Annotated in this window: 20 protein-coding genes; 4 read left to right on the plus strand and 16 right to left on the minus strand. The window is 73.1% G+C overall.

Translation table 11 applies throughout. The features are described 5' to 3' along the window. Window positions 1-35 precede the first annotated feature (35 nt). From KK617_RS11630 to KK617_RS11680, 11 genes are all read right to left on the minus strand, one after another. Window positions 36-1,319: a thymidine phosphorylase gene (locus KK617_RS11630; protein ID WP_277500183.1), complete on the minus strand. Its 1,284-nt coding sequence runs from the start codon at window positions 1,317-1,319 to the stop codon at window positions 36-38. 9 nt (window positions 1,320-1,328) lie between these two features. Continuing rightward, complete coding sequence (locus tag KK617_RS11635) at window positions 1,329-2,561, minus strand: cytochrome P450 (RefSeq protein ID WP_277500184.1); 1,233 nt, start codon at window positions 2,559-2,561, stop codon at window positions 1,329-1,331. Further along, the gene (locus KK617_RS11640; protein ID WP_277500202.1) at window positions 2,533-2,898 is read right to left on the minus strand and encodes a cytidine deaminase; all 366 of its coding nucleotides are present in this window, start codon (window positions 2,896-2,898) and stop codon (window positions 2,533-2,535) included. Before KK617_RS11640 ends, KK617_RS11635 begins: the two co-directional genes overlap by 29 nt. A gap of 71 nt (window positions 2,899-2,969) precedes the next feature. Then, window positions 2,970-4,229, minus strand: coding sequence for an ABC transporter permease (locus KK617_RS11645; protein ID WP_277500185.1), 1,260 nt, complete (start codon window positions 4,227-4,229; stop codon window positions 2,970-2,972). Then, the gene (locus KK617_RS11650) at window positions 4,226-5,356 is read right to left on the minus strand and encodes an ABC transporter permease (RefSeq protein WP_277500186.1); all 1,131 of its coding nucleotides are present in this window, start codon (window positions 5,354-5,356) and stop codon (window positions 4,226-4,228) included. Before KK617_RS11650 ends, KK617_RS11645 begins: the two co-directional genes overlap by 4 nt. After that, complete coding sequence (locus KK617_RS11655; RefSeq protein ID WP_277500187.1) at window positions 5,353-6,924, minus strand: ABC transporter ATP-binding protein; 1,572 nt, start codon at window positions 6,922-6,924, stop codon at window positions 5,353-5,355. Before KK617_RS11655 ends, KK617_RS11650 begins: the two co-directional genes overlap by 4 nt. A gap of 171 nt (window positions 6,925-7,095) precedes the next feature. After that, window positions 7,096-8,148, minus strand: coding sequence for a BMP family ABC transporter substrate-binding protein (locus tag KK617_RS11660; RefSeq protein WP_277500188.1), 1,053 nt, complete (start codon window positions 8,146-8,148; stop codon window positions 7,096-7,098). A gap of 145 nt (window positions 8,149-8,293) precedes the next feature. Further along, window positions 8,294-9,469, minus strand: a complete 1,176-nt coding sequence (locus tag KK617_RS11665) for an amidohydrolase (protein ID WP_277500189.1) — start codon at window positions 9,467-9,469, stop codon at window positions 8,294-8,296. 25 nt (window positions 9,470-9,494) lie between these two features. After that, complete coding sequence (gene meaB / locus KK617_RS11670; RefSeq protein ID WP_277500190.1) at window positions 9,495-10,475, minus strand: methylmalonyl Co-A mutase-associated GTPase MeaB; 981 nt, start codon at window positions 10,473-10,475, stop codon at window positions 9,495-9,497. A 6-nt stretch (window positions 10,476-10,481) separates the two neighbouring features. Further along, window positions 10,482-12,650: a methylmalonyl-CoA mutase gene (scpA, locus tag KK617_RS11675; protein ID WP_277500191.1), complete on the minus strand. Its 2,169-nt coding sequence runs from the start codon at window positions 12,648-12,650 to the stop codon at window positions 10,482-10,484. Beyond that, on the minus strand, window positions 12,647-14,434 hold the full coding sequence (locus KK617_RS11680) for a methylmalonyl-CoA mutase family protein (RefSeq protein WP_277500192.1): 1,788 nt from the start codon (window positions 14,432-14,434) through the stop codon (window positions 12,647-12,649). Before KK617_RS11680 ends, scpA begins: the two co-directional genes overlap by 4 nt. A 137-nt stretch (window positions 14,435-14,571) precedes the next feature. Here KK617_RS11680 and KK617_RS11685 point away from each other — a divergent pair, with 137 nt between their 5' ends. The 4 genes from KK617_RS11685 (at window position 14,572) to KK617_RS11700 (ending at window position 19,305) form a co-directional block, all read left to right on the plus strand. Then, the gene (locus tag KK617_RS11685; RefSeq protein WP_277500193.1) at window positions 14,572-15,663 is read left to right on the plus strand and encodes a glycosyltransferase; all 1,092 of its coding nucleotides are present in this window, start codon (window positions 14,572-14,574) and stop codon (window positions 15,661-15,663) included. A 150-nt stretch (window positions 15,664-15,813) separates the two neighbouring features. After that, window positions 15,814-16,527: a succinate dehydrogenase cytochrome b subunit gene (locus KK617_RS11690; RefSeq protein WP_277500194.1), complete on the plus strand. Its 714-nt coding sequence runs from the start codon at window positions 15,814-15,816 to the stop codon at window positions 16,525-16,527. Window positions 16,528-16,540: 13 nt separating this feature from the next. After that, the gene (locus tag KK617_RS11695; protein ID WP_277500195.1) at window positions 16,541-18,565 is read left to right on the plus strand and encodes a fumarate reductase/succinate dehydrogenase flavoprotein subunit; all 2,025 of its coding nucleotides are present in this window, start codon (window positions 16,541-16,543) and stop codon (window positions 18,563-18,565) included. Further along, window positions 18,562-19,305, plus strand: a complete 744-nt coding sequence (locus KK617_RS11700; protein ID WP_277500196.1) for a succinate dehydrogenase/fumarate reductase iron-sulfur subunit — start codon at window positions 18,562-18,564, stop codon at window positions 19,303-19,305. The genes KK617_RS11695 and KK617_RS11700 overlap by 4 nt, the downstream gene beginning before the upstream one ends. Before the next feature lie 167 nt (window positions 19,306-19,472). On the opposite strand, the gene KK617_RS11705 is transcribed toward KK617_RS11700, so the two are convergent. The 5 genes from KK617_RS11705 to KK617_RS11725 form a co-directional block, all read right to left on the minus strand. Beyond that, window positions 19,473-19,715 (minus strand): hypothetical protein, encoded by a 243-nt coding sequence (locus KK617_RS11705; protein WP_277500197.1) that lies wholly within the window; start codon window positions 19,713-19,715, stop codon window positions 19,473-19,475. A gap of 41 nt (window positions 19,716-19,756) precedes the next feature. Further along, window positions 19,757-20,806 carry a YihY/virulence factor BrkB family protein gene (locus KK617_RS11710; RefSeq protein WP_277500199.1) on the minus strand — a complete coding sequence of 350 codons (1,050 nt, stop codon included), beginning with the start codon at window positions 20,804-20,806 and terminating at the stop codon, window positions 19,757-19,759. Between the two features lies 1 nt (window position 20,807). Continuing rightward, on the minus strand, window positions 20,808-21,329 hold the full coding sequence (locus KK617_RS11715) for a 2'-5' RNA ligase family protein (protein WP_277500200.1): 522 nt from the start codon (window positions 21,327-21,329) through the stop codon (window positions 20,808-20,810). Window positions 21,330-21,339: 10 nt separating this feature from the next. Beyond that, window positions 21,340-22,383, minus strand: coding sequence for a tryptophan--tRNA ligase (gene trpS, locus KK617_RS11720; protein WP_277500201.1), 1,044 nt, complete (start codon window positions 22,381-22,383; stop codon window positions 21,340-21,342). Between the two features lie 42 nt (window positions 22,384-22,425). Next, window positions 22,426-23,679: MFS transporter (locus KK617_RS11725; protein ID WP_346813025.1), on the minus strand; the 1,254-nt coding region annotated here is incomplete at its 5' end.

The raw sequence follows: 23,679 nt of genomic DNA on the forward strand, positions 1-23,679 counted from the left end.
GCGCCACTCGGGCGGAGCGGCTCGGGCGGCGCGCCTCAGGCGATGCGGTCGATGACGAGGGGAGACGGGTCGAACGGGCCGTCCCCCACGTCGTACCCGCCCTCCAGGGCGGCCAGCGCGCGGTCGAAGCGCTCCGGGGTGTCGGTGAGGAGCGTGAACAGCGGCGCACCCTCCTCGACGCGGTCGCCGGGGCGGGCGTGCCAGACGACGCCGGCGCCGGCCTGCACCGGGTCCTCCTTGCGCTCGCGGCCCGCGCCGAGGCGCCAGGCCGCCAGGCCGACGGCCATCGCGTCGAGGCGGGTCAGCGTGCCGGAGCGCGGCGCAGCGACGACGTGCTGCTCCCGCGCGATCGGCAGCGGGGCGTCGGGGTCGCCGCCCTGGGCGGAGATCATGGCCCGCCACACGTCCATCGCGGAGCCGTCGGCGAGCCGGTCGGCGGGGTCCACGTCGTCGACGCCCGCGGCCAGCAGCATCTCGCGGGCGAGCGCCACGGTGAGCTCGACGACGTCCGCGGGACCGCCGCCGGCCAGCACCTCGACCGACTCGGCGACCTCGATCGCGTTGCCGGCGGTGCGGCCCAGCGGCGTGCTCATGTCGGTGAGGAGCGCGACCGTGCGGACGCCCGCGTCCGTGCCCAGGGCCACCATCGTCTCGGCGAGCTCGCGGGCGCGCTCGACCGACTTCATGAACGCCCCGCTGCCGACCTTGACGTCGAGCACGAGCGCACCGGTGCCCTCGGCGATCTTCTTGCTCATGATCGAGCTGGCGATGAGCGGGATCGCCTCGACCGTGCCGGTCACGTCGCGCAGCGCGTACAGCTTCTTGTCGGCGGGGGCCAGGCCGTCGCCCGCGGCGCAGATGACGGCGCCGACCGACTCCAGCTGCGCCAGCATCTCCTCGTTCGACAGCGAGGCGCGCCAGCCCGGGATCGCCTCCAGCTTGTCGAGCGTGCCGCCCGTGTGCCCCAGCCCGCGGCCCGACAGCTGCGGGACGGCGACGCCGCAGGCGGCCACGAGGGGGGCGAGCGGCAGCGTGATCTTGTCGCCGACGCCACCGGTCGAGTGCTTGTCGCTGGTCGGTCGCGACAGCGACGAGAAGTCCATCCGCTCCCCCGAGGCGATCATCGCGCCGGTCCAGCGGGCGATCTCGCGGCGGTCCATGCCGTTGAGGAGGATCGCCATCGCCAGCGCCGACATCTGCTCGTCCGCCACCGCGCCGCGCGTGTAGGCGTCGACCACCCAGTCGATCTGGCTGTCGCTCAGCGCGCCGCGGTCGCGCTTGGTGGTGATGACCTCGATGACGTCGTGTGCGCTGCTCACCGTCGCACCCTACGCACCCTCGGTCGCCGTCGCCGAGCCGGCGGTCGCGACCGTGACCGACTCGTAGCCGCGGAGCACGAAGGTGCCCCGCGACTCCGGCTCGCCCGCCAGCTCCAGCGACGGCAGCCGGGTCAGCAGGAGGCCGAGCGACTCGGTCAGCTCCATGCGCGCCAGGGGCGCACCGAGGCAGAAGTGCAGGCCCGCCCCGAACGCGACGTGGGGGTTGGGGTCCCGCGCGGGGTCGAAGACGTCGGCCTCGGCGAAGACGGCGGGGTCGCGGTTGGCGGAGCCGAGGAGCGCCGCGATCCGCTGGCCCTCCTCCACCCGGACGCCCGCCACCTCGACGTCCTGCGTCGCCGTGCGCTCGAAGAGGTGGAGGGCGGAGTCGAAGCGCAGCATCTCCTCCACCAGCGTCGGTACGCCGGACACGTCGCCCGCGCGGGCCGCCGTACGCACCCCGTCGGCCGCGGGCGAGCGCAGCAGCGCGACCAGCCCGTTGCCGAAGACGTTGACGGACGCCTCGTGGCCGGCGTTCAGCAGCAGCACGGCGGAGGCGACGACCTCGTCCTCGCTGAGCCGCTGCGTGCCCTCGCGGGCCGCGACGAGGTCGCTCAGCAGGTCGTCGCGCGGGCTCGACGCCCGGTCGCGGGCGAGCTCGAGCACCGCCCCGGCGAACGCGTCGGCGGCCGCGACGGCCGCGGCCTGCGTGGCCTCGTCGGGGGCGGGCTCGTACATCCGGACGATGGCCTGCGACCAGTCGCGCAGGTCGGGGGCCAGCTCGACGGGCACCCCGAGCAGCTCGGCGATGACGAGCACGGGCAGCGGCTCGGCGTAGGCGCCGATGACGTCGAACCCGGCGGCCGGGTCGACCTCGTCCAGCAGCGACGCGGCGAGCTCGCGCACCCGCGGGCGCAGCCGCTCGACGTGGCCGCGGGCGAAGGCGCCGGCGACCAGCCGACGCAGCCGCGTGTGGTCGGGCGGCTCGTTCTCCATCATCTGGTTGCGGTGGAGCAGGTTGAACGGCTCGAGGTAGGCCGCCGGCTCCCGGTCGCGCCAGATCCGCCCGAGCCGCCGGTTGCGCAGCACCGCGCCGACGGCGGCGTGGTCGAAGGCGAGCCAGGTGCCCCGCTCCTCGTGCCACGCCACCGGGTGGCGCTCGCGCTCGGCGGCGAGCAGGGGGTAGGGGTCCTCGACCAGCGCGGCCGAGGTCAGGTCAAGCGAGGTCGTCGGGACCGAAGGCATCAGGCAGGACCTCGTCCATCGTGCGGGCACCGGACACGGTGAGCAGGACCAGGTCCCGCCCGCCGTTCTCGAACAGCAGCTGGCGGCAGCGGCCGCACGGCATGATCACCTCGCCCGCTCCGTTGACGCAGACGAAGCGCCGCAGGATGCCGCCGCCCGTGAGGTGCAGCTGCGAGACGAGGCCGCACTCCGCGCACAGGCCGACGCCGTAGGAGGCGTTCTCGACGTTGCAGCCCGTGACGAGCCGCCCGTCGTCCACGATCGCCGCGGCACCCACCGCGTAGCCCGAGTACGGCGCGTACGCCCGCCCGGCCGCGTCGTGCGCCGCGGCCCGCAGCTCGGCCCACTCCTCCCCGGTCGGGTACGACGGCCCGTCCGCCCCCGCTGCCCCGTGCGGGTCGTCCGGGCTCACCCGGCCGACCCCTTGCGGTAGATCTCGCCCACCGCCGCCGGGGCTCGCAGTCGTTGGGAGGCCACGGCGAGCACGAGCAGGGTGATCACGTACGGCGTCATGCGGGTGAAGTCGCCCGGCACCTCGTCGATGGCGAGGTAGAGCGCGAGGGCCGCGACCCCGCCGAGCACCATCGCGGCGACCCCGACGCGCGACGCGGTGCCGCGGCGCAGCTGCCACAGCGCGAACCCGATGGCCAGGACGGACACGAGCAGCAGCAGCGCGTGCACCGACGTACCGCCCTGGCGCAGGCCGAGGGTCTCCGTGTAGCCGAACAGGCCCGAGCCCGCCAGCAGGCCGCCGGGCCGCCAGTTGCCGAAGATCATGGCGGCGAGGCCGATGTAGCCGCGGCCGCCGGTCTGGCCGTCGCGGTAGTTGCTCGACGCGACGATGGCGAGGAACCCGCCGGCGAGGCCGGCGAGGCCGCCCGAGACGAGGACGGCGATGAACTTGTAGCGCAGCACGGCCACACCGAGCGTCTCGGCCGCCGCCGGGCTCTCGCCGCAGGCGCGCAGCCGCAGGCCGAACGCGGTGCGCCACAGCAGCCACCACGTGGCGAGCACGAGGAGGAAGCCGATCACGACCAGCAGCGAGAGGTTGGTCGTGAGTGCCCGCAGCACCGCCGCGACCTGGGAGACGAAGAAGATGTCCGCGCCCTCGACGTCGCCGAACAGGTCGCTCAGCGGGCCGATGGTGATGGCCGGCACGTCGCCGATGTTGGGCGACTGCGTCTGGCCGCCACCGGGCAGGTCGGTGAAGGTCTGCGCCGCCAGGTACTGCACCGCGCCGAGCGCGATGATGTTGATGGCGACACCCGAGATGATGTGGTCGACGCCGAAGACGACGGTCGCCACCGCGTGCACCAGGCCGCCGAGGACGCCCATGAGCACGGCGCCGAGCACGCCGACCCAGGGCCCGTAGTGGTAGCCGAAGAAGCCCGCGCCGTAGGTGCCGAGGATCATCATGCCCTCGAGACCGATGTTGACCACGCCCGCGCGCTCGGCCCACAGGCCGCCGAGGCCCGCCAGCAGGATCGGCATGATCGCGATGAGGGTCGCCGCGATGGCGCCGGACGACGTGAGGTCGTCCGCGCCCGTGACCACCTGGAGCAGGGAGAGCGCGAGGAGGACGCCCAGCACGCCCACGAGCACCCAGCGCCAGCGCCGCGTGCGGGCGGCGACCGGCGTGCGTGCGGTGACCTTGTCGACGGTGCTCATCGAGCCGCCTCCTTCGTCGTGGGGCGCGGATCCTTCGCGGCGGCCGACTCCCGGGCCAGCTGCGCGGCGACGCGGCGCTGCTCGAGGCGCGCGCCGTACCGCCGGACCAGCTCGTAGGAGACGACCACGGTGAGGACGATGACGCCCTGGGTGATGGCCACGATGTCGGGAGAGACGCCCACGAGGATCTGCAGCGGGTTCGACTGCTCGTCGAGGAACGCGAAGAGCAGGGCGCCCAGGGCGATGCCGACGGGGTGGTTGCGACCCAGCAGGGCGATGGCGATGCCGGCGAAGCCGAGCCCCGACTGGAACGTCGAGCCGTAGTTGTACGGGCTCGTGCCGAAGAGGATCGGCAGGCCGACGAGACCGGCGACGGCGCCCGAGAGCATCATCGTCGTGATGGTCATGCGCCGCACCGAGATGCCGCTGGCCACGGCCGCGGACGCCGAGCGACCGGTGGCCCGCAGCTCGAAGCCGAAGCGCGTCTTGTTGAGGGTGAACCAGTAGGCCACCCCCACGAGCACGGCGAAGACGATGAACCCGTAGATCTCGGTCGGGATGTCGCTCCACATCTGGATGCCCGGGATGCGGGAGCCCTCCGGCACCGGCGCGGTGCCGATGACGTTGCTGCCCTCCTCGCGCACGGCGACCTTCGCGAGCAGGTAGGCCACGAGCGCGGTCGCGATGAAGTTCAGCATGATGGTCGCGATGACCTCGCTGACGCCGCGGGTCGCCTTGAGCACGCCCGCGATGCCGGCCCAGGCCGCGCCCGCGAGCATGGCGCAGACGATGGCCAGCGCGGTGTTGAGGTAGCCGGGCAGCCAGCCCTCGCCGGCGACCGCCGCCGCGGCGAAGACCGCCACCCGGTACTGCCCGTCGACGCCGATGTTGAACAGGTTCATCCGGAAGCCGATGGAGACGGCGAGACCGGACAGGAACAGCACCGTCGCGTTGTTGAGGATGTTGACCTGGTTGCGGGCCTCGGGCCACGAGATGATCTGCGCCCACACCTCCCCCACGGGGTCCCCCGCGGCGAGGAGCACCAGGCTCGTGATGGCGAAGGCCAGCGCCAGGGCGAGGAGCGGGGCCCCGATCGCCAGCGCGACCTTCGTGAGTCGCACGTTCACCCGCGGGTCTCCTCGGTGGTCGTGGTGGGCGCGGCGTCGCCGGCCCCGGTCATCGCGGACCCGAGCTCCTCGGGGGTGACCGCGGAGGGGTCGAAGGTGCCGACCAGCCGTCCGCGCAGGACGACCTCGATGCGGTCGGACAGGCCGATCAGCTCGTCGAGGTCCGCCGAGATGAGCAGCACGGCGAGACCCTCGCGACGGGCGCGCTTGATGTGGTCCCAGATGGCGCCCTGGGCGCCGACGTCGACGCCGCGGGTCGGGTGCGACGCGATGAGCAGCACGGGGTCGGCGCTCATCTCGCGCCCGACGATGAGCTTCTGCTGGTTGCCGCCCGACAGGGCCCGCGCGGGCACCTCCGTGCCGGGGGTGCGCACGTCGTACGCGTCGATGATGCGCTGGGTGTCGGCCCGGGCCGCGCGACGGCGGATGACGCCGCGGCGGGCGCTGGGCTCGCGGGTCTGGTGCCCCAGCACGCGGTTCTCCCACAGCGGGGCGTCGAGCAGGAGGCCGTGGCGGTGGCGGTCCTCGGGCACGTAGCCGATGCCGGCCTCGCGCCGCGCCCGGGTGCTCAGCCCCGCGATGTCGCGACCCGACAGCACGACGGCGCCCTCGGCGCCACCGCGCATGCCCATCACGGCCTCGACCAGCTCGGACTGACCGTTGCCCTCGACGCCTGCGATGCCGAGGATCTCGCCGCGGTGGATGTCGAAGGAGATGTCGTCGAGGACCGCGCGGCCGTCCGGGCCGCGCAGGCCGAGCCCGCGCACGGACAGCATGACCTCGTCGGTGACCGTCGAGGCCTCGGTCTGCGGCGTGGGCAGCTCGGAGCCGACCATGAGCTCCGCCAGCTGCCGGGACGTCACCGAGCGCGGGTCGACGGTCGCGACCGTCGTGCCGCGCCGGATCACGGTGATCTCGTCGGCGACCGACAGCACCTCGTCGAGCTTGTGGGAGATGAAGATGACCGACAGGCCCTCGCGCTTGAGCTCGCGCAGGTTGCCGAACAGCTCGTCGACCTCCTGCGGCACGAGCACCGCCGTGGGCTCGTCGAGGATGATGATGCGGGCGCCGCGGTAGAGGACCTTGAGGATCTCCACGCGCTGGCGCGCCCCGACGCCGAGGTCCTCCACCCGTCGGTCGGGGTCGATCCCCAGCCCGTACGCCGCGGAGATCTCCGCGACCTTCGCCCGGGCCGCCCCGCCGATGCCGTGCAGCGACTCCGCGCCCAGCACGACGTTCTCGAGCACCGTCAGGTTGTCGGCCAGCATGAAGTGCTGGAAGACCATGCCGATGCCGGCCTTGATCGCGTCGGCCGGCGTCGACAGCGCGAGCTCGGTGCCGTTCACCTCGATCGTCCCGGAGTCGGGCGGCTGCACGCCGTACAGGATCTTCATGAGGGTCGACTTGCCGGCGCCGTTCTCCCCCACGACGGCGTGGATGGAGCCGCGGGCGACGTCGATGTTGATGTCGTCGTTGGCGATGACGCCGGGGAACCGCTTGCCGATCCCGCGGAGGCGGACGGCCACCTCACCGGTGGCCGCGGACGCATCCCTGGAGAGCGAGGTCACGAGGCTGGAGCCTTCCGGACGGGCGAGGGGCCCGTGGACGACCAGGTCGTCCACGGGCCCGTTCGCACTGCGATGGAGACGGGTGCCGGTCTCGTTCGCGCACCGGCGCGGACGATGGTGGCACGGGTGACGCGGACGCGCCCGCCCGGGTGGGGCGGGCGCGCCGGTGCGTCACGGGGCGGTCGGGACCTCGATCTCGCCCGCGATGATCTGCTCCTTGAAGCCCTCGAGCTGCTCGATCACCTCCGGGGTGAGGAAGTCGCCGCTCGTGGAGTAGCCCACGCCGTCCGCCTCGAGGTCGTAGGTGACCGTGCCGCTCGGGTCCTCGCCGGCGTCGATGTCCGAGAGGAACTCGTACACCGCGACGTCGACGTTCTTCAGCATCGACGTGAGGATCACGTCGCGGACCGCCTCGTCGGCGGTGTTGTACTGGTCGGAGTCGACGCCGATCGCGCGACCGCCGGCCTCCTGCGCCGCCTCGAAGACGCCGCCGCCCGAGCCGCCCGCGGCGTGGTAGACCACGTCGGCGCCGGCGTCGAACATGCCCTGCGCCGCGGTCTTGCCGCGAGCCGGGTCGGCGAAGCCGGTGAAGTCCGGCGGCTGCGTCAGGTAGGTGACGTCGACCTGCACGTCGGGGTTGACCGCCTGCGCGCCCGCCGTGTAGCCCGCCTCGAACTTCTCGATGAGGGGGGTCTGCACGCCGCCGACGAAGCCGACGTGGTTCGACTCGCTGGTGAGGGCGGCCGCGGCGCCGACCAGGAACGAGCCCTGCTCCTCGGCGAAGACCAGGTTGGTCACGTTGTCGAACTCGTTCGTCGAGTCGTCGATGACGGCGAACTCGACCTCCGGGTAGTCCGGGGCCACGGCGCCGATGGCGGTCGCGTAGGCGAAGCCGACCGCGATGACCACGTCGTAGTCGTTCTCGGCGAAGGTGCGCAGGCGCTCCTCGCGGGCCGCCTCGGCCTCGCCGTCCTCGGCCTCCGACTCGTCGGAGGAGATGCTGAACTCGTCGGCCGCGCGGTCGAGACCGGCAGCCGCGGAGTCGTTGAAGGACTGGTCGCCGCGGCCGCCGACGTCGTAGGCCAGGCCGACCTTGATGTCGCCCTCGCCGCCGCCGCCGCCGTTGCCGCTGCCGCTGTCGCCGTCGTCCGAGCCGCTGCTACCGCAGCCGGCCAGGGCCAGGATGCTCACGGCCAGGGCCGCGGTGAACTTCGTGCGCCTCACGAAGCCTCCTCTTGAAGATCGGGTGCGCGCCACCGGGTCGGGCGCGACGCCGACACCCTAACGGCGCGCGGAGCGCACCCACGACCGATCCGGGGTTCTCCATCGAACTGTTACCTGGGGGCGCCGGCCGTGATCGCGCCGGGGGTCAGGCGGAGGCCGCGGCGAGGGCCTCGACGGCCGTCTCGGCCAGCAGCGCCGCGCCGATCCCGATGGCGCGCTCGTCGACGACCAGGTCACCCTGGTGCAGGTCGTAGGTGCGCCCGCCGGGCGTGCGGGTGCCGAGCCGGGCGAGCGCGCCGGGCACGTGGCGCAGGTACCACCCGAAGTCCTCTCCCCCGAGGCTCTGCACGGTGGGGACGGCCCCGTCGGGGCCCAGCACGGTCAGCGCCGCCCGGCGCAGCACGGCGGTGGCGGCCGGGTCGTTGTCGACGGGCGGGACGCCGCGGGTGTAGTGCACGACCGCCTCCACGCCGTACGGCTCCGCCAGCTGGCCGACGGCGCGGCGCACCACCTCCTCGGCGCTCGCCCACGCCTGCACGTCGAGCATCCGGACCGTGCCGGACATCCGGCCCTCGACGGGGATCACGTTGGGTGCGACGCCGGCCTCGACGTGGCCCCACACGACGCTCGCCCCGGCCCGGGGGTCGATGCGGCGCGAGAGGACGGCGGGCAGCTCCGTGAGCAGCTTGCCCAGCGCGAAGGTCAGGTCCTCGGTGAGGTGCGGGCGGGAGCTGTGGCCCCCGCGCCCGCTGAGGTGCACGACGAGCGAGTCGGCCGCCCCGGTGACGGGCCCCTCGCGCAGCCCCACCTGGCCGACGTCGACGGAGGGGTCGCAGTGCAGCGCGAAGACCGAGACCACGTCCTCCAGCCCGCCCGCCGCCACCACCTCCAGCGCACCGCCGGGCATGACCTCCTCGGCCGGCTGGAAGAACAGCCGGACCCGGCCGCGCAGCTCGCCGCGTTCGTGCAGCCCCTGCAGCGTCAGGGCCGCCCCGAGCAGGGCCGAGGTGTGCACGTCGTGGCCGCAGGCGTGGGCGACGCCGGTGACGGTGCTGGCCCACGGCAGGCCCGAGCGGTCCTCCAGCGGCAGGGCGTCCAGGTCGCCGCGCAGCGCGACCACGGGGCCCTCGCTGCCGACCTCGGCGATGACGCCCGTGCGGGACAGGCGCTCGTGGCGGATGCCGGCCGCGGCCAGGCGGTCGGCCACCAGGGAGGTCGTGCGCTGCTCGTTCCACGAGAGCTCGGGGTGGGCGTGGATGTCCCGGCGCAGTGCCACCAGCTCGTCGGCGAGGGCCGTCAGGATCTGGGAGGTCGCGTGCACGAGGGCTGACCCTAGCGTCGCGCCCTCAGGCGTCGTACGCCGCCAGGATCCGGTCGGCCGCGACGGTGGCCGGCAGGTCGCCCGCGAGGACGGCCGCGCGGACGTCGTCGCGCACGGCCCGGACCTCCGGCGAGTGGCGCAGCCGCTGCTCGAGCTCGTCGCGCACGAGGGCCCACGTGAACTCCAGCTGCTGCTCCGCGCGCTTGCGCCCCAGCCCGTCGGGGCCCAGGTGGTCGCGGTGCCCGAGCACCCGCTGCCACAGGTCGTCCACGCCCACGTCGGTCAGGCCGGAGCACGTCACGACGGGGGGCGCCCACTCGTCGTGCCCCCGCACGAGGCGCAGCGCGCCGGCGAGCTCGCGGGCCGCGACACGGGCCTCCTGCTCGCGGTCGCCGTCCGCCTTGTTGACCGCGATGACGTCGGCGATCTCGAGGATGCCCTTCTTGATGCCCTGCAGCTGGTCGCCGGTGCGCGCGAGGGTGAGGAACAGGAAGGTGTCGACCATCCCCGCCACGGTGATCTCGGACTGCCCGACGCCGACCGTCTCGACGAGCACCACGTCGTACCCGGCCGCCTCCAGCACGGCCATGGCCTGCACGGTCGCCCGCGCGACGCCACCGAGCGTCCCGGCAGACGGGGACGGGCGGATGAAGGCACCCGGGTCGGCCGCGAGGCGCCCCATGCGCGTCTTGTCCCCCAGCACGGAGCCGCCCGTGCGCACGCTGGAGGGGTCCACCGCCAGCACGCCCACGCGGTGGCCCGCGGCGGTCAGCCGCGAGCCCAGCGCCTCGATGAAGGTGGACTTGCCCACCCCGGGCACGCCCGAGATGCCGACCCGTACGACGCCCGCACCCGCCGCGCCCGCCTCGCCGGCGAGCGCGGTCAGCAGCTCGCGCGCCTGCTCCCGGTGCTGCGGCCGGGACGACTCGACCAGGGTGATCGCCCGGGACACCGCGGCGCGGCGCCCCGAGCGGATGCCCTCGAGCAGCTCCTCGACGGAGGGCACGCCGCCTCAGCCGTGACCGAGCTGCTCGCGCAGCCGGGCCAGCAGGTCGAGCGCCGACTCGGCGATGACCGTGCCCGGCAGGAACACCGAGGCCGCGCCCATCTCCTTCAGCGTCGGCACGTCGTCGGGCGGGATGACGCCCCCGATGACGACCATGATGTCGTCGCGGCCCTGCTCGGCGAGCGCTGCGCGCAGCGCCGGCAGGAGCACGAGGTGGCCGGCCGCGAGCGAGCTGACGCCGACGATGTGCACGTCGGCGTCCACCGCCTGCTGGGCGACCTCCTCGGGGGTGGAGAACAGCGGCCCCACGTCGACGTCGAAGCCCATGTCGGCGAACGCGGAGACGATCACCTTCTGGCCGCGGTCGTGCCCGTCCTGGCCCATCTTGGCGACGAGGATGCGGGGGCGGCGGCCCTCCGCCTCCTCGAACTCGGCGGTCTCGTCGAGCACGCGCCGCACGGGCCCGCCGCCGTCCTCGCCCAGCGTCGACTCGTCGCGGTACACGCCCGAGATCGTACGGATGACGGCCTGGTGGCGCCCGTAGACCTTCTCGAGCGCGTCCGAGATCTCCCCGACCGTCGCCTTGGCCCGGGCCGCGTCCACGGCGAGCGCGAGCAGGTTCCCCTCGAGCGCCGGGCCCGGTTCCGAGCCGGCGGCGTTGGTGAGCGCCTCCAGCGAGCGCCGCACCGCGTCGTCGTCGCGCTCGGCGCGCAGGCGCTCGAGCTTGGCGACCTGGCGGCGGTAGACGTCGTCGTTGTCGACCTTGAGGACGTCGAGCCTGTCCTCCGCGGCGAGGCGGTGCGTGTTGACGCCGATGACCTTCTGGGCGCCGGCGTCGATGCGTGCCTGGGTGCGGGCCGCCGCCTCCTCGATGCGCATCTTCGGGATGCCCTGCTCGATGGCCTGGGCCATGCCGCCGGCGGCCTCGGCCTCGGAGATGTGGGCCCAGGCCCGCTCCGCGAGGTCGTGGGTGAGGCGCTCCAGGTAGTAGGAGCCGGCCCACGGGTCGATCGTGCCCGTCGTGCCCGACTCCTGCTGCAGCAGCAGCTGGGTGTTGCGCGCGATGCGCGCGGAGAAGTCGGTGGGCAGGGCGATGGCCTCGTCGAGCGCGTTCGTGTGCAGGCTCTGCGTGTGCCCCTGGGTCGAGGCCATGGCCTCGATGCAGGTGCGGCCCACGTTGTTGAACACGTCCTGCGCGGTCAGCGACCAGCCGGAGGTCTGCGAGTGCGTGCGCAGCGACAGCGACTTGGGGTTCTTCGGGTCGAACTGCCGCACGAGCCGGGCCCACAGGGCGCGGGCCGCGCGCAGCTTCGCGACCTCCATCGAGAAGTTCATGCCGATGGCCCAGAAGAAGGAGAGCCGCGGCGCGAACACGTCGATGTCGAGCCCCGCCTCGAGGCCCGCACGGATGTACTCCACCCCGTCTGCCAGCGTGTAGGCGAGCTCGAGGTCGGCGGTCGCCCCGGCCTCCTGCATGTGGTAGCCCGAGATGGAGATCGAGTTGAACCGCGGCATCCGCGCCGACGTGAAGCTGAAGATGTCGGAGATGATCCGCATCGACGGCGACGGCGGGTAGATGTAGGTGTTGCGGACCATGAACTCCTTGAGGATGTCGTTCTGGATGGTCCCGGCCAGCTTCTCCGGCGCCACCCCCTGCTCCTCGGCCGCGACGATGTAGAGGGCCAGCACCGGCAGCACGGCGCCGTTCATGGTCATCGACACGCTCATCTCGTCGAGCGGGATGCCGTCGAAGAGGGTGCGGGTGTCGTAGATGGAGTCGATCGCCACGCCGGCCATGCCGACGTCGCCGCGCACCCGCGGGTGGTCGGAGTCGTAGCCGCGGTGGGTGGCGAGGTCGAACGCGACCGAGAGCCCCTTCTGGCCGGCCGCGAGGTTGCGGCGGTAGAAGGCGTTCGACTCCTCGGCGGTCGAGAACCCGGCGTACTGCCGGATGGTCCACGGCTGCGTGGTGTACATCGTCGGGTAGGGCCCGCGCAGGAACGGGCTGAGGCCCGGCCACGTGTCGAGCGCGTCGAGGCCCGCGACGTCCTCGGGGCCGTAGGCCGGCTTCACCTCGATGCCCTCCGGCGAGGTCCACGCCTCGCCGTCGGTGGGCGGCGCGACGGCCCGCCCGCCGCGCAGGTCGAGGCCCTCGAAGCTCTTCGGAACGCTCATGCCAGGTGCTCCCTCGTCCGCGTGAGGAACGCGAGGGCGTCCACGCCCACCGCGCAGGAGTCGTCGGTGTGGTCGGTCGGCTTCCCCGCGATGACGACGTGGGTGGCGCCGGCCTCCCGCAGCGCCGCGGTGGCCTGCTCCCCCCACTCCGCGTACGTCGCGTCCGACCCGGCCAGGCACACCACGGCCGGGCTGCCCGCAGCCGTGTACGCCGCGACGAGCGCGTCCGGCCCGTCGGTCGGTCCCGCCACCTCGACGGGGATGCCGCCGGCGGCGAGCAGGTTGCTCGCGAAGGTGGCCCGGGCGGTGTGGGCCGCGACCGTGCCCAGCGTGGCGAGGAAGACCGGGCGCGGCGCCGGGGCGTCCCGCAGCGCCTCGAAGCTCGCGCCGTACGGGCGCACGCCCTCCCACGCGCCGTCGGGCTCGCGCTCCGGGAGCACCTCGGCGGGGTTCGGGAACTCCGTGAGCCCGGTCAGCGGGCGCTTGCGCGTCGCGACCTGCCGCTCGCGCTCGGCGACCGTCGCCGCGACCAGCTCGCCGACGACGGCGTCCAGCCCGTCGACCCCGCCGTCCTGCAGCGCGGCGTCGAGGCGGGGCAGCAGCGTCCACGCCGCACGAGCCAGGTCGTCGGTGAGGCGCTCGACCGCGTAGGCGCCGCCCGCGAGGTCGGCCACCTTGCCCAGGTGCGACTCGTCGATGAGCAGGTGGGAGGTGTTGCGCGCGATCCGCCGGCCGAAGGCCTCCGGGCGGCCGAGCGGGGAGTCGAAGGGCAGCACCGTGACCGACTCGGCCCCGCCGACGCCGGCCGCGAAGGCCGCGACCGTCGTGCGCAGCATGTTGACGTAGGGGTCGTAGCGGCTCATCATCGGCCGGCTGGTCACCGCGTGCTGGCGCTGCTGCACCGCGGCGGCCTCGCCCTCGACGTCCTCGCTCAGCTCGACGAGGCGGGCCCACAGGCGGCGCGCGGCGCGCAGCTTGGCGATGCCGGGGAACTGCTCGTCGGTGACGGCGTAGCGGAACTCGACGAGGCCGGCGGCCTCGGCCAGCGGCACGCCGGCGCCGGTGAGCACCCGCAGGACGCGGGCGCCGGCGGCCAGCGACCAGGCCAGCTCCTGCGCGTCGGAGGCACCGCGGTCGTGCACGGCGGTGGCGTCGACGACGACCCCCAGCACGCCGGCCTCCCGGGCGAGGCCGACGACCTCCAGGAGCACGTCCTCGGGGGCCAGGGCGCCCACGCCGAGGTTGGTGCCGGCAGCCGGCTCCGTGGCCTCGAGGTGCGCGAGGAACGCACGGGCCGCGCCCACCGGGTCGCCCGGGGCGTCGAGCACGACGGGCGCCAGGTCGAGGTAGACGCCGGCCAGCAGGACCGCGAGGTCCGTGCCGGGCTCGAGCGTGAGCCACAGCGACGTCACGCCGCCCTCGAGGTCGGCGAGCAGCGTCTCGTTGCCGGCCCGGGCGTCGAGGCCCACCGCTCCGAGGTGGGCCCGGACGTCCCACGGGCCGGTACGGGTGGGTCGGCCCTGCGTCGCCAGGTCGGCCACCGACTCCGGGGTGCCCAGCGGGGTGACCTCGATGCCGTCCAGGGTGCGGCGCGTCAGCCGCTGCCAGACCAGCTCGTCGGGGTCGTCCTCGCCAAGGCGGCGGGCCTTGCGCAGCACGCGGGCGGCCTCGGCCTCCCAGTCCGCGCGCGTCCACCGGTCGGTCGCGGCGTCGGCGAGCGCGAGGGCGCCCTGCTCCGGTTGCAGCTCGGTCGGCTCGTCGAGCCCACCCTCCACTTCGGTCATGCTGCGAACCATAGAAGGTGTGACGGACGTCGCGACACCGGGTCCCACGAATCAGGCACCGCGGCCCGCGGGCCCGTTCACCCGGCGGCCACGCCGCGGCCACTCCCCCGTCGCGGCGTCCTCCCACCCTCGGACCCATGCGGATCGCGCTCGTGACCGAGTCCTTCTACCCGGCCACCGACGGCACGACCACCACGGTGCGCAACCTCCTCGACCGGCTCGTCGACCGGGGTCACACGGTGCGCCTCGTCGCGCCGGCGCCGGGGCTGACGTCGTACCGCGGGGTCGAGATCGTGCGGGTGCGCGCCCTGGACAAGCCGGGCCGCCAGGTGCGGGCCGCCCTGGAGGGCTTCGCGCCCGACCTCGTGCACGTCACCTCGAGCCTCGAGCTCGGGCCGACCATCGGCCGGAAGGCCCTCAAGCACGCCCGGCGGCTCGACGTGCCGACCGTCGTGGTGCAGCAGACGCCGGTGAGCGACCTGGCCGCGCCCCTGTGGCAGGCCAAGGTCGCCGAGCGTGCCGACCGCGTGCTCGTCACCGCCCGCTGGATGGTCGACCGGCTCGCCGCCCTCGACGTCGACGCCCGGCTGTGGTCCCCCGGCGTCGACACCGCCGCCTTCACTCCCGCCCTGCGCGACGCGTGGCTGCACGACAAGTGGGCGAAGGCGCGGGCCAAGGGCGGCCCGCGGGTCGTCGTCGGCTACGTGGGGGCGCTCGAGAAGGACCACGGGGTACGGCGGCTGCCCGAGGTCGCCGCCGTCCCCGGCACCCGCCTCGTCGTCGTGGGCCAGGGCTCCCAGCGGGAGTGGCTCGCCCACCGCCTGGCCGGGGTCGCCGGGCCCGGCGCGAAGCTCGCCGGTCCGCTGACGGCCGGCGACCTCACCACCGCCGTCGCGTCGCTCGACGTGCTCGTGCACCCGGGCGAGCACCTCACGTGCGCCCACACCCTGCGTGAGGCGGCCGCGTCCGGCGTACCGGTCGTCGCCGCGCGGACCGGCGGGGCCCGCGACGTCGTCGCCCACCTGGAGTCGGGCCTGCTGTTCGACCCCGCCACGCCGCGCGGCCTGCGCGACGCCGTCGAGGCCGTCGCCGCCGACCGGCACCGGGGACTCATGGGCGCCCACGGCCGCGAGCTGGCCCTGCAGCGGTCGTGGCACGACGCCGTCGACGAGCTCGTGGAGCACCACTACGACGCGGTGCTGGCCGCCCCGCACCTCGCGCCGGCCTGACCGGACGCCACCGTCCACCGCCCCGGCGAGACCCGCGGGAGGGCCCGTCCGGTACCCCGTCGTTAACGTGGCGGTAACAGGGGATATGTCACACGAGGTGAGGTCGACCTTCGTTACTGCCCTCCTGGTAGGGGGAGTAGCGTGCCGGTCGTGGCAACCCCGACCCTTGTCTCTCCTCCCCGGTCGACACGCTCGACCATCGCGCTGAAGCTGGTGATGGCGACCAGCGGGCTCCTCTTCGTCGCGTACGTGCTCGCGCACATGTACGGGAACCTGAAGGCGTTCTCCGGCCAGGACAAGTTCAACGACTACGCGCACCACCTGCGCGAGCTCGGCGAGCCGATCCTCCCGTACGAGGGCTTCCTCTGGATCGCCCGGACCGTGCTGCTCGTGGCCCTCGTGGCGCACGTGGTGGCCGCCGTGCTGCTGACGAACCGCAACCGCCGGGCCCGCACCACCCGTTACCAGGTCAAGAAGAACGTGGCGTCCTCGCTGTCCTCGCGCACCATGCGCTGGGGCGGGGCCGCGCTGCTGCTCTTCATCATCTGGCACCTCGTGAACTTCAGCTTCGGGAAGGTGAACGTGGCGACCGGCGAGACCGGCAGCGCCGCGGGCGACCCCTACACGCTGATGGTCGGGTCGTTCGAGGTCTGGTGGCTGACGGTGATCTACCTGGTCGCGATGGTGGCGCTCGCGCTCCACCTCCACCACGGCACCTGGAGCGCGATGCAGACGCTCGGCTTCACCAACACGGCCGCGTCGCGCCGCCGCGCGAAGCAGGCCGGCTGGCTGCTGGCCGTCGTCGTCGCCGGCGGCTTCTCGCTCGTCCCGCTCGCCGTGCTCGTCGGCATCATCGAGAAGTAAGGGAGTCCCGACCATGGCTGGATCCACCCTCCACGAGGGCCTCGCCCCGCTCAACGTCGCGTCCGAGCAGAAGTCGGACGACGCCCACGGCTACTACGTGCTCGGCGACAAGCTGGTCGACGCGAAGGCCCCGACGGGTCCCATCAAGGACCGCTGGACCACCCGCAAGTTCGAGAACCGCCTGGTCAACCCGGCCAACCGCCGCAAGCTCGACATCATCATGGTCGGCACGGGCCTGGCCGGCGGTGCCGCCGCCGCGACGCTCGGCGAGGCCGGCTACAACGTGAAGTCCTTCTGCTACCAGGACTCCCCGCGCCGCGCCCACTCGATCGCGGCCCAGGGCGGCATCAACGCGGCGAAGAACTACAAGGAGGACGGCGACTCCACGTTCCGCCTCTTCTACGACACGGTGAAGGGCGGCGACTACCGCAGCCGCGAGTCGAACGTCTACCGCCTGGCCGAGGTCAGCGCGAACATCATCGACCAGTGCGTCGCGCAGGGCGTGCCCTTCGCCCGCGAGTACGGCGGCCTGCTCGACAACCGCTCGTTCGGCGGCGTGCAGGTGTCCCGCACGTTCTACGCCCGCGGCCAGACGGGCCAGCAGCTGCTCATCGGCGCCTACCAGGCCATGGAGCGCCAGGTCGCGGCGGGCACGGTGAAGCAGTACACGCGCCACGAGATGCTCGAGCTGATCGTCGTCGACGGCCGCGCCCGCGGCATCATCGCGCGCGACATGGTGACCGGCGAGATCGAGACGCACCTCGCCGACGTCGTGGTGCTCGCGACCGGCGGCTACGGCAACGTCTTCTACCTGTCGACGAACGCGATGGGGTCGAACGTCACCGCCACGTGGCGTGCGCACCGCAAGGGCGCCTACATGGCCAACCCCTGCTACACGCAGATCCACCCCACGTGCATCCCGGTCTCGGGCGACTTCCAGTCGAAGCTGACCCTGATGAGCGAGTCGCTGCGCAACGACGGCCGCATCTGGGTGCCGAAGAACCGCGAGGACTGCGACAAGGACCCGCGGGACATCCCGGAGGAGGACCGCGACTACTACCTGGAGCGGATCTACCCGAGCTTCGGCAACCTGGTCCCCCGCGACATCGCCTCGCGTCAGGCCAAGAACGTCTGCGACGAGGGTCGCGGTGTCGGCCCGGTCGTGGGCGACTTCCGCCGCGGCGTCTACCTCGACTTCGCCGACGCCATCGCCCGCATGGGGCGCCAGGCGGTCGAGACGAAGTACGGCAACCTGTTCGACATGTACGCCCGCATCACCGGCGAGGACCCGTACGAGGTGCCGATGCGCATCTACCCGGCGGTCCACTACGTCATGGGCGGCCTGTGGGTCGACTACGACCTGCAGTCGAACATCACCGGGCTCTACGTGACCGGCGAGGCCAACTTCTCCGACCACGGCGCGAACCGCCTCGGTGCCTCCGCCCTCATGCAGGGCCTGGCCGACGGCTACTTCGTGCTGCCGAACACCATCCGCGACTACCTCGCGGACGGCCCGTTCCCGAAGGTCGCCGAGGACCACCCCGAGGTCGTCGCGGCGCGGGAGTCGGTCGAGGCCCGCATCAACACGTTCATGTCGATGAACGGCACCCGCTCCGCCGACAGCTACCACAAGGAGCTCGGCAACATCATGTGGGAGTACTGCGGCATGGAGCGCACGGAGGAGGGCCTGCGCAAGGCGATCGACATGATCCGCGAGCTCAAGGCCGACTTCTGGAGCAACCTCAGGGTGCTCGGCACGGCGGACGGCATCAACCAGAGCCTCGAGAAGGCCGGCCGCGTCGCCGACTTCATCGAGCTCGGTGAGCTCATGTGCGTCGACGCCCTCAACCGCCGCGAGTCCTGCGGCGGCCACTTCCGCGGGGAGTCCCAGACCGAGGACGGCGAGGCGCTGCGTCACGACGACGAGTTCGCCTACGTCGCCGCCTGGGAGTGGGGTGGCGAGGACGGCCAGCCCGTGCTCCACAAGGAAGACCTGATCTACACCGCCATCGAGATGAAGCAGCGGAGCTACAAGTGAAGTTGACCCTGAAGATCTGGCGCCAGCCCAACCCGGCGACCGCTGGAGCGATGCACACCTACGAGCTCGATGGCGTCTCCGAGGACATGAGCTTCCTGGAGATGCTCGACGTCCTCAACGAGAAGCTGAACACGTCCGGCGAGGAGCCGATCGCGTTCGACTCCGACTGTCGCGAGGGCATCTGCGGCATGTGCGGCCTGATGATCAACGGTCAGGCGCACGGCCCGGAGGTCACCACGACCTGCCAGCTGCACATGCGGTCCTTCAAGGACGGCGACGAGATCACCATCGAGCCCTGGCGCGCGGACTCGTTCCCCGTGCTCAAGGACCTGTGCGTGGACCGCTCGGCGCTCGACCGGATGGTGCAGGCCGGCGGCTACATCTCCGCCAACACGGGCTCCGCGCCCGACGCGCACGCCGCCCCGGTGGAGAAGAAGAAGGCCGACCGCGCCTTCGACGTCGCCACCTGCATCAGCTGCGGCGCCTGCGTCGCGGCCTGCCCCAACGGCTCGGCGTCGCTGTTCCTCGGCGCCAAGATCACCCACCTCGGTGAGCTGCCGCAGGGCCAGCCGGAGCGCTACTCCCGCGTGGTCGGCATGGTCGGCCAGCACGACCACGACGGCTTCGGCGGGTGCACCAACATCGGCGAGTGTGCCGCGGCGTGCCCCAAGGAGATCCCGCTGGACGTCATCAGCCAGCTCAACAAGGACCTCCGCACCGCGATGGTCAAGGGCCGCTGAGCCTGCTCCCCCGTCGTACGACGTGACGTTCGGCCCGCCCGGGACTCCCCGGGCGGGCCGTTCGGCGTCCCGGGGGGGTACGGCGCCTCGTGGGGTACGGCGTGCCTCGTGCGGCGCGCGCACAGCCGCCGTGTGGCGACGCTCAGGTCACGGAACGGTCACGAAGGTCACGAGGAGGTCACGGCGTCGCGGCGGGTGGCGCGCAGCGCCTGCAGTCCGAGGCGTCCGAGGACGACCGCGATGAGCACGTTCACCACGACGAGCACGGAGTGGGCCACCCAGTAGCCGGTCGCGCGCTCCTCCCCCGCGGACCACGCCGAGGCCAGGTTGCGGGCGAAGTTGCCGAACGTGACGACGTTCCACACCGCCACCGCCAGCAGCAGCACCGCGTGCTTGCGCTCGAACCTCACCCGGACCCCTCACCTCGTCGGAGGGGCCATCCTCCCACGCGTCAGCGGGCGCGCCGCAGCAGGGTGAGGAAGCCCAGCACGGTGCCGGCGCCGAGGGCGAAGGAGCGCGCCGCGACCTGGTTGGTGGTCAGCTCGACCTCGTCGTCCTTGTCGAGGTCCACCCGCAGGGCGGCCAGGCGCGCCTCCTCGAGCGCGGCCAGGTGCTCGCGCCGCAGCCGGGCCGAGGTGGACGTGTGGGCCCAGGAGGCGGCGTACATGACCACGCGGGAGAAGTAGTTGATCCAGACCACGAGGATCAGCGCGATGCCGAAGGCCTGGAAGGCGGGCTGGCCCTTGGTCGAGCTGAGGAGCACGCCGGCGACCTGCTTGAGCACCTCGAAGCCCACGGCGCCCAGCAGGGCGCCCTTCCACAGGTCGAAGCGCGGGATGTCGGGCTTGGCGAGCAGCGTGAAGATCGCCGAGAACAGCAGCGAGCTGGCGCCGATGCCGATCACGACCGTGATGACGCGCAGCAGCCACGAGAGCTCGTCGCCGAGCCCGACGAGGTCGAGCACCTGCGAGGAGAAGGCGTTGACGCCGCTGGAGATCGCGACGCTGGTGAGCAGGATGATGCCGATCGCCGGGAGGGTGAGCAGGTCCCGCAGCTTGCCCTTGAGGAAGTTGGGCTGCTCCTTGGCGGGCTCCTCGAAGACCACGACGAGCGACTCGCGCAGCCCCGACAGCCAGCCCAGCCCCGAGTAGAGGACACCGAGGAGGCCGATGACCCCGGCGGTGCCCGCCACCTCCTCGAAGTCGGCGATGGAGATCTGGCCCTCGTCCGAGCCGATCATGCCGGGGAAGATGCTCGAGATGGCGTCGACCAGGTCCTGCTGCGCGTCGGGGTAGATCCGCGCCAGGTAGCCGACGAGGAAGAACGCGAGCGCCAGCAGGGGGAAGAAGGACAGGAACCCGAAGAACGTGACCGCGCCGGCCTGGGTGTTGCCCTTCACCGCCCCGTAGTGCTGCTGCATCCGCACCACGTGGTCGAGCCACGGGTGGGCCGTGCGCTGCTCGGCGAACCAGACGACGACCCGCTCCTTCGGGCCGGCCACCTCAGCCCTCCCGCCGCTGCAGGGCGAAGTCGTCGGTGCGGCGCCAGCCGGTGCCCTCGTCGTGGACGTAGAGGTGGAACCGCGCCACCTCGAAGACGCACTCGAAGGCCGCCAGCTCCTGGAACGCCCGGTCGAGGCGGTCGTCGTCGAGGTGGTGGGCCACCGTGACGTGCGGGTGGTAGGGGAAGCTGAGGTCCACCTCGAGCGGGCCCCGCCGCAGCGAGGCGGCCAGCTGCTCGGTCTCCGCGATGCCCTCCGCGACCGTCACGAACACGACCGGCGAGACCGGCCGGAAGGTGCCCGTGCCCCGCAGGTGCACCCGGAACCCGTGGTGCTGCGTCGCCACGGCGGCGAGGTGGGCCGACACCGCGGCCAGCTCGTCCTCGGCGACCTCGGTCGGCGGGATGAGGGTGACGTGGGTCGGGATGAGGTCCGCGGTGGCGTCCCCCAGGGAGCGGCGGTAGTCCTGGAGCTGGGCTCCCCAGGGCTCCGGGATCGCGAGGGCTACTCCGATCGTGGGCACGGCGTCGACCCTAGCCGAGGGGGCGCACGAAGCCGACGCGCTCGTAGACGTCCGCGAGCGTGCGGTCCGCGACCTCGCGGGCGCGTCGCGCACCGGCGGCGAGCACCTCGTCGAGCCCGGCGCGGTCGTCGAGCAGCTCGAGGGTGCGCTCGCGCAGCGGCGTCACCACGTCGACGACGACGTCGGCCAGGTCGCCCTTGAGGTCGCCGTACCCCCGCCCCGTGTAGTCGGCGGCGATCTCGGCCACGCCGCGCCCCGTCAGGGCGGAGAAGATCGACAGCAGGTTCGACACGCCCGGCTTGGCCTCGGGGTCGAACGCCACGACGGCCTCGGAGTCGGTCACCGCGGAGCGGATCTTCTTCGCACTGACCCGCGGCTCGTCCAGCAGGTCGATGATGCCGGCGGGCGAGGAGGCCGACTTGCTCATCTTGGCGGTCGGGTTCTGCAGGTCGTAGATCTTGGCGGTCTCGCGCAGGATGTAGGGCTCCGGCAGGCGGAACGTCTTCTTGTAGCGCGTGTTGAACCGGTGCGCGAGGTCGCGGGTCAGCTCGAGGTGCTGGCGCTGGTCCTCCCCCACCGGCACGTACGCCGGGCGGTACAGCAGGATGTCAGCGGCCTGGAGGATCGGGTAGGTGAACAGGCCGACGCTGGCCGCGCCCTCGCCACCCTTCGCCGACTTGTCCTTAAACTGCGTCATGCGGCGCGCCTCGCCGAAGGCCGTGATGCTGTTGAGCACCCACGCCAGCTGGGCGTGGGCGGGCACGTGCGACTGCACGAAGAGCGACGAGCGCGCCGGGTCCACGCCCATGGCGAGCAGCTGCGCGGCGGAGCGGTAGGTGCGCTCGCGCAGCAGCCGCGGGTCGTGCTCGACCGTGATCGCGTGCAGGTCCACGACCATGTAGAACGGCTCGTGGTCGTCCTGCAGGCTCACCCACTGCCGCAGCGCACCGAGGTAGTTCCCGAAGTGGAACGAGTCGGCCGTCGGCTGGATCCCCGAGAGGACCCGCGGCAGCGACCCGCCCGAGGAGGATGCTTCCTGGGTCTGCGCAGACATGCGCACGATTCAACCACCCGGGCGCGGGCGGCCCGCACCGGGTCAGGTGGCGGTCGTCGCCCGGCGCCGGGCCAGCAGGGACCAGCAGAAGATGAGCAGCCCGCCCGCCGCGAGACCGGCGCCGACGAGGCTCGGCGCGCGGTAGCCGTGGCCCGCGTCGATCACGAGGCCGCCGAGGAAGGCCCCCAGGCCGTTGGCGATGTTGAGCGCCGAGTGGTTGAGGGCCGCGCCGAGCATCTGCGCGTCGCCGGCCGACTGCATGAGGCGCACCTGCAGGTTGATCGCCAGCACGGAGCCGAGCAGGCCGACGACGAAGACGATCGCCACCATCGCGACCACGCTGCCCGCGAGCGGCACCACGAGGGCCAGCACGACGACGGAGGCGACGAAGGCCCCGACGACCGACCGTTCCACGTCCCAGTCCGCCAGGACGCCGGCCAACCAGGAGCCCAGCACCGAGCCCACGCCGAACGCCAGCAGGAACGCCGGGACGGCGCTGTCCGCCAGCCCGGTCTCGTCGGTGACGAGCGGCGCGACGTAGCTGTACATCGCGAAGATGCCGCCGAAGCCCACCATGCCGGTGGCGACGGCGTACAGGACCGCGGGACGGCGCAGCGCGGACAGCTCCCGGCGCACCGTGGCGGTGCGGTCACCCGGGGTGTGGGGCACGGCGAGGAGGACGAGGACGGCGGTGACGATCGTCAGGGCGAGCACGAACCAGTAGGCGCTGCGCCACCCGACCTCCTGGCCGAGCCAGGTGCTGGCGGGCACCCCCGCCACCGTGCCGACCGACAGGCCGACCATCACGCCGCTGATCGCGCGGCCCTGCTGGTCGGGCCGCACCAGCGAGGCGGCGATGAGGGAGGCGACGCCGAAGTACGCGCCGTGGGGCAGGCCGGCGACGAACCGGGCGAGCAGCACCGGCAGGTAGCCGCTGGCCAGCGCGGTCAACGCGCTGCCCAGGCCCAGCGCCAGCACGAGGCCGACGGCCAGCTCGCGCCGCGGCAGGCGGGCGCCGAGGGCGACGATCAGGGGGGCGCCCACGACGACGCCCAGGGCGTACGACGTGATGATGTGCCCCGTCGTCGGGATCGACTCGTCGATGCCGCGCGCGATGTCGGGCAGCAGGCCCATCGTCACGAACTCGGTGGTGCCGATCGCGAAGCCGCCCATGGCCAGCGCCACGATGGCGAGCGCGAGACGCCCACCGGACAGCGCGACGTCCGTCGCGGGGGCGGCCGCGGCGGGGCCGGCGGGCCCGGCGGGCCCGGCGGGGCCGGCGTCGACGACGGTGCC

This window comes from Nocardioides sp. ChNu-99 (genome assembly GCF_029493445.1).
Lineage (GTDB): Bacteria > Actinomycetota > Actinomycetes > Propionibacteriales > Nocardioidaceae > Nocardioides.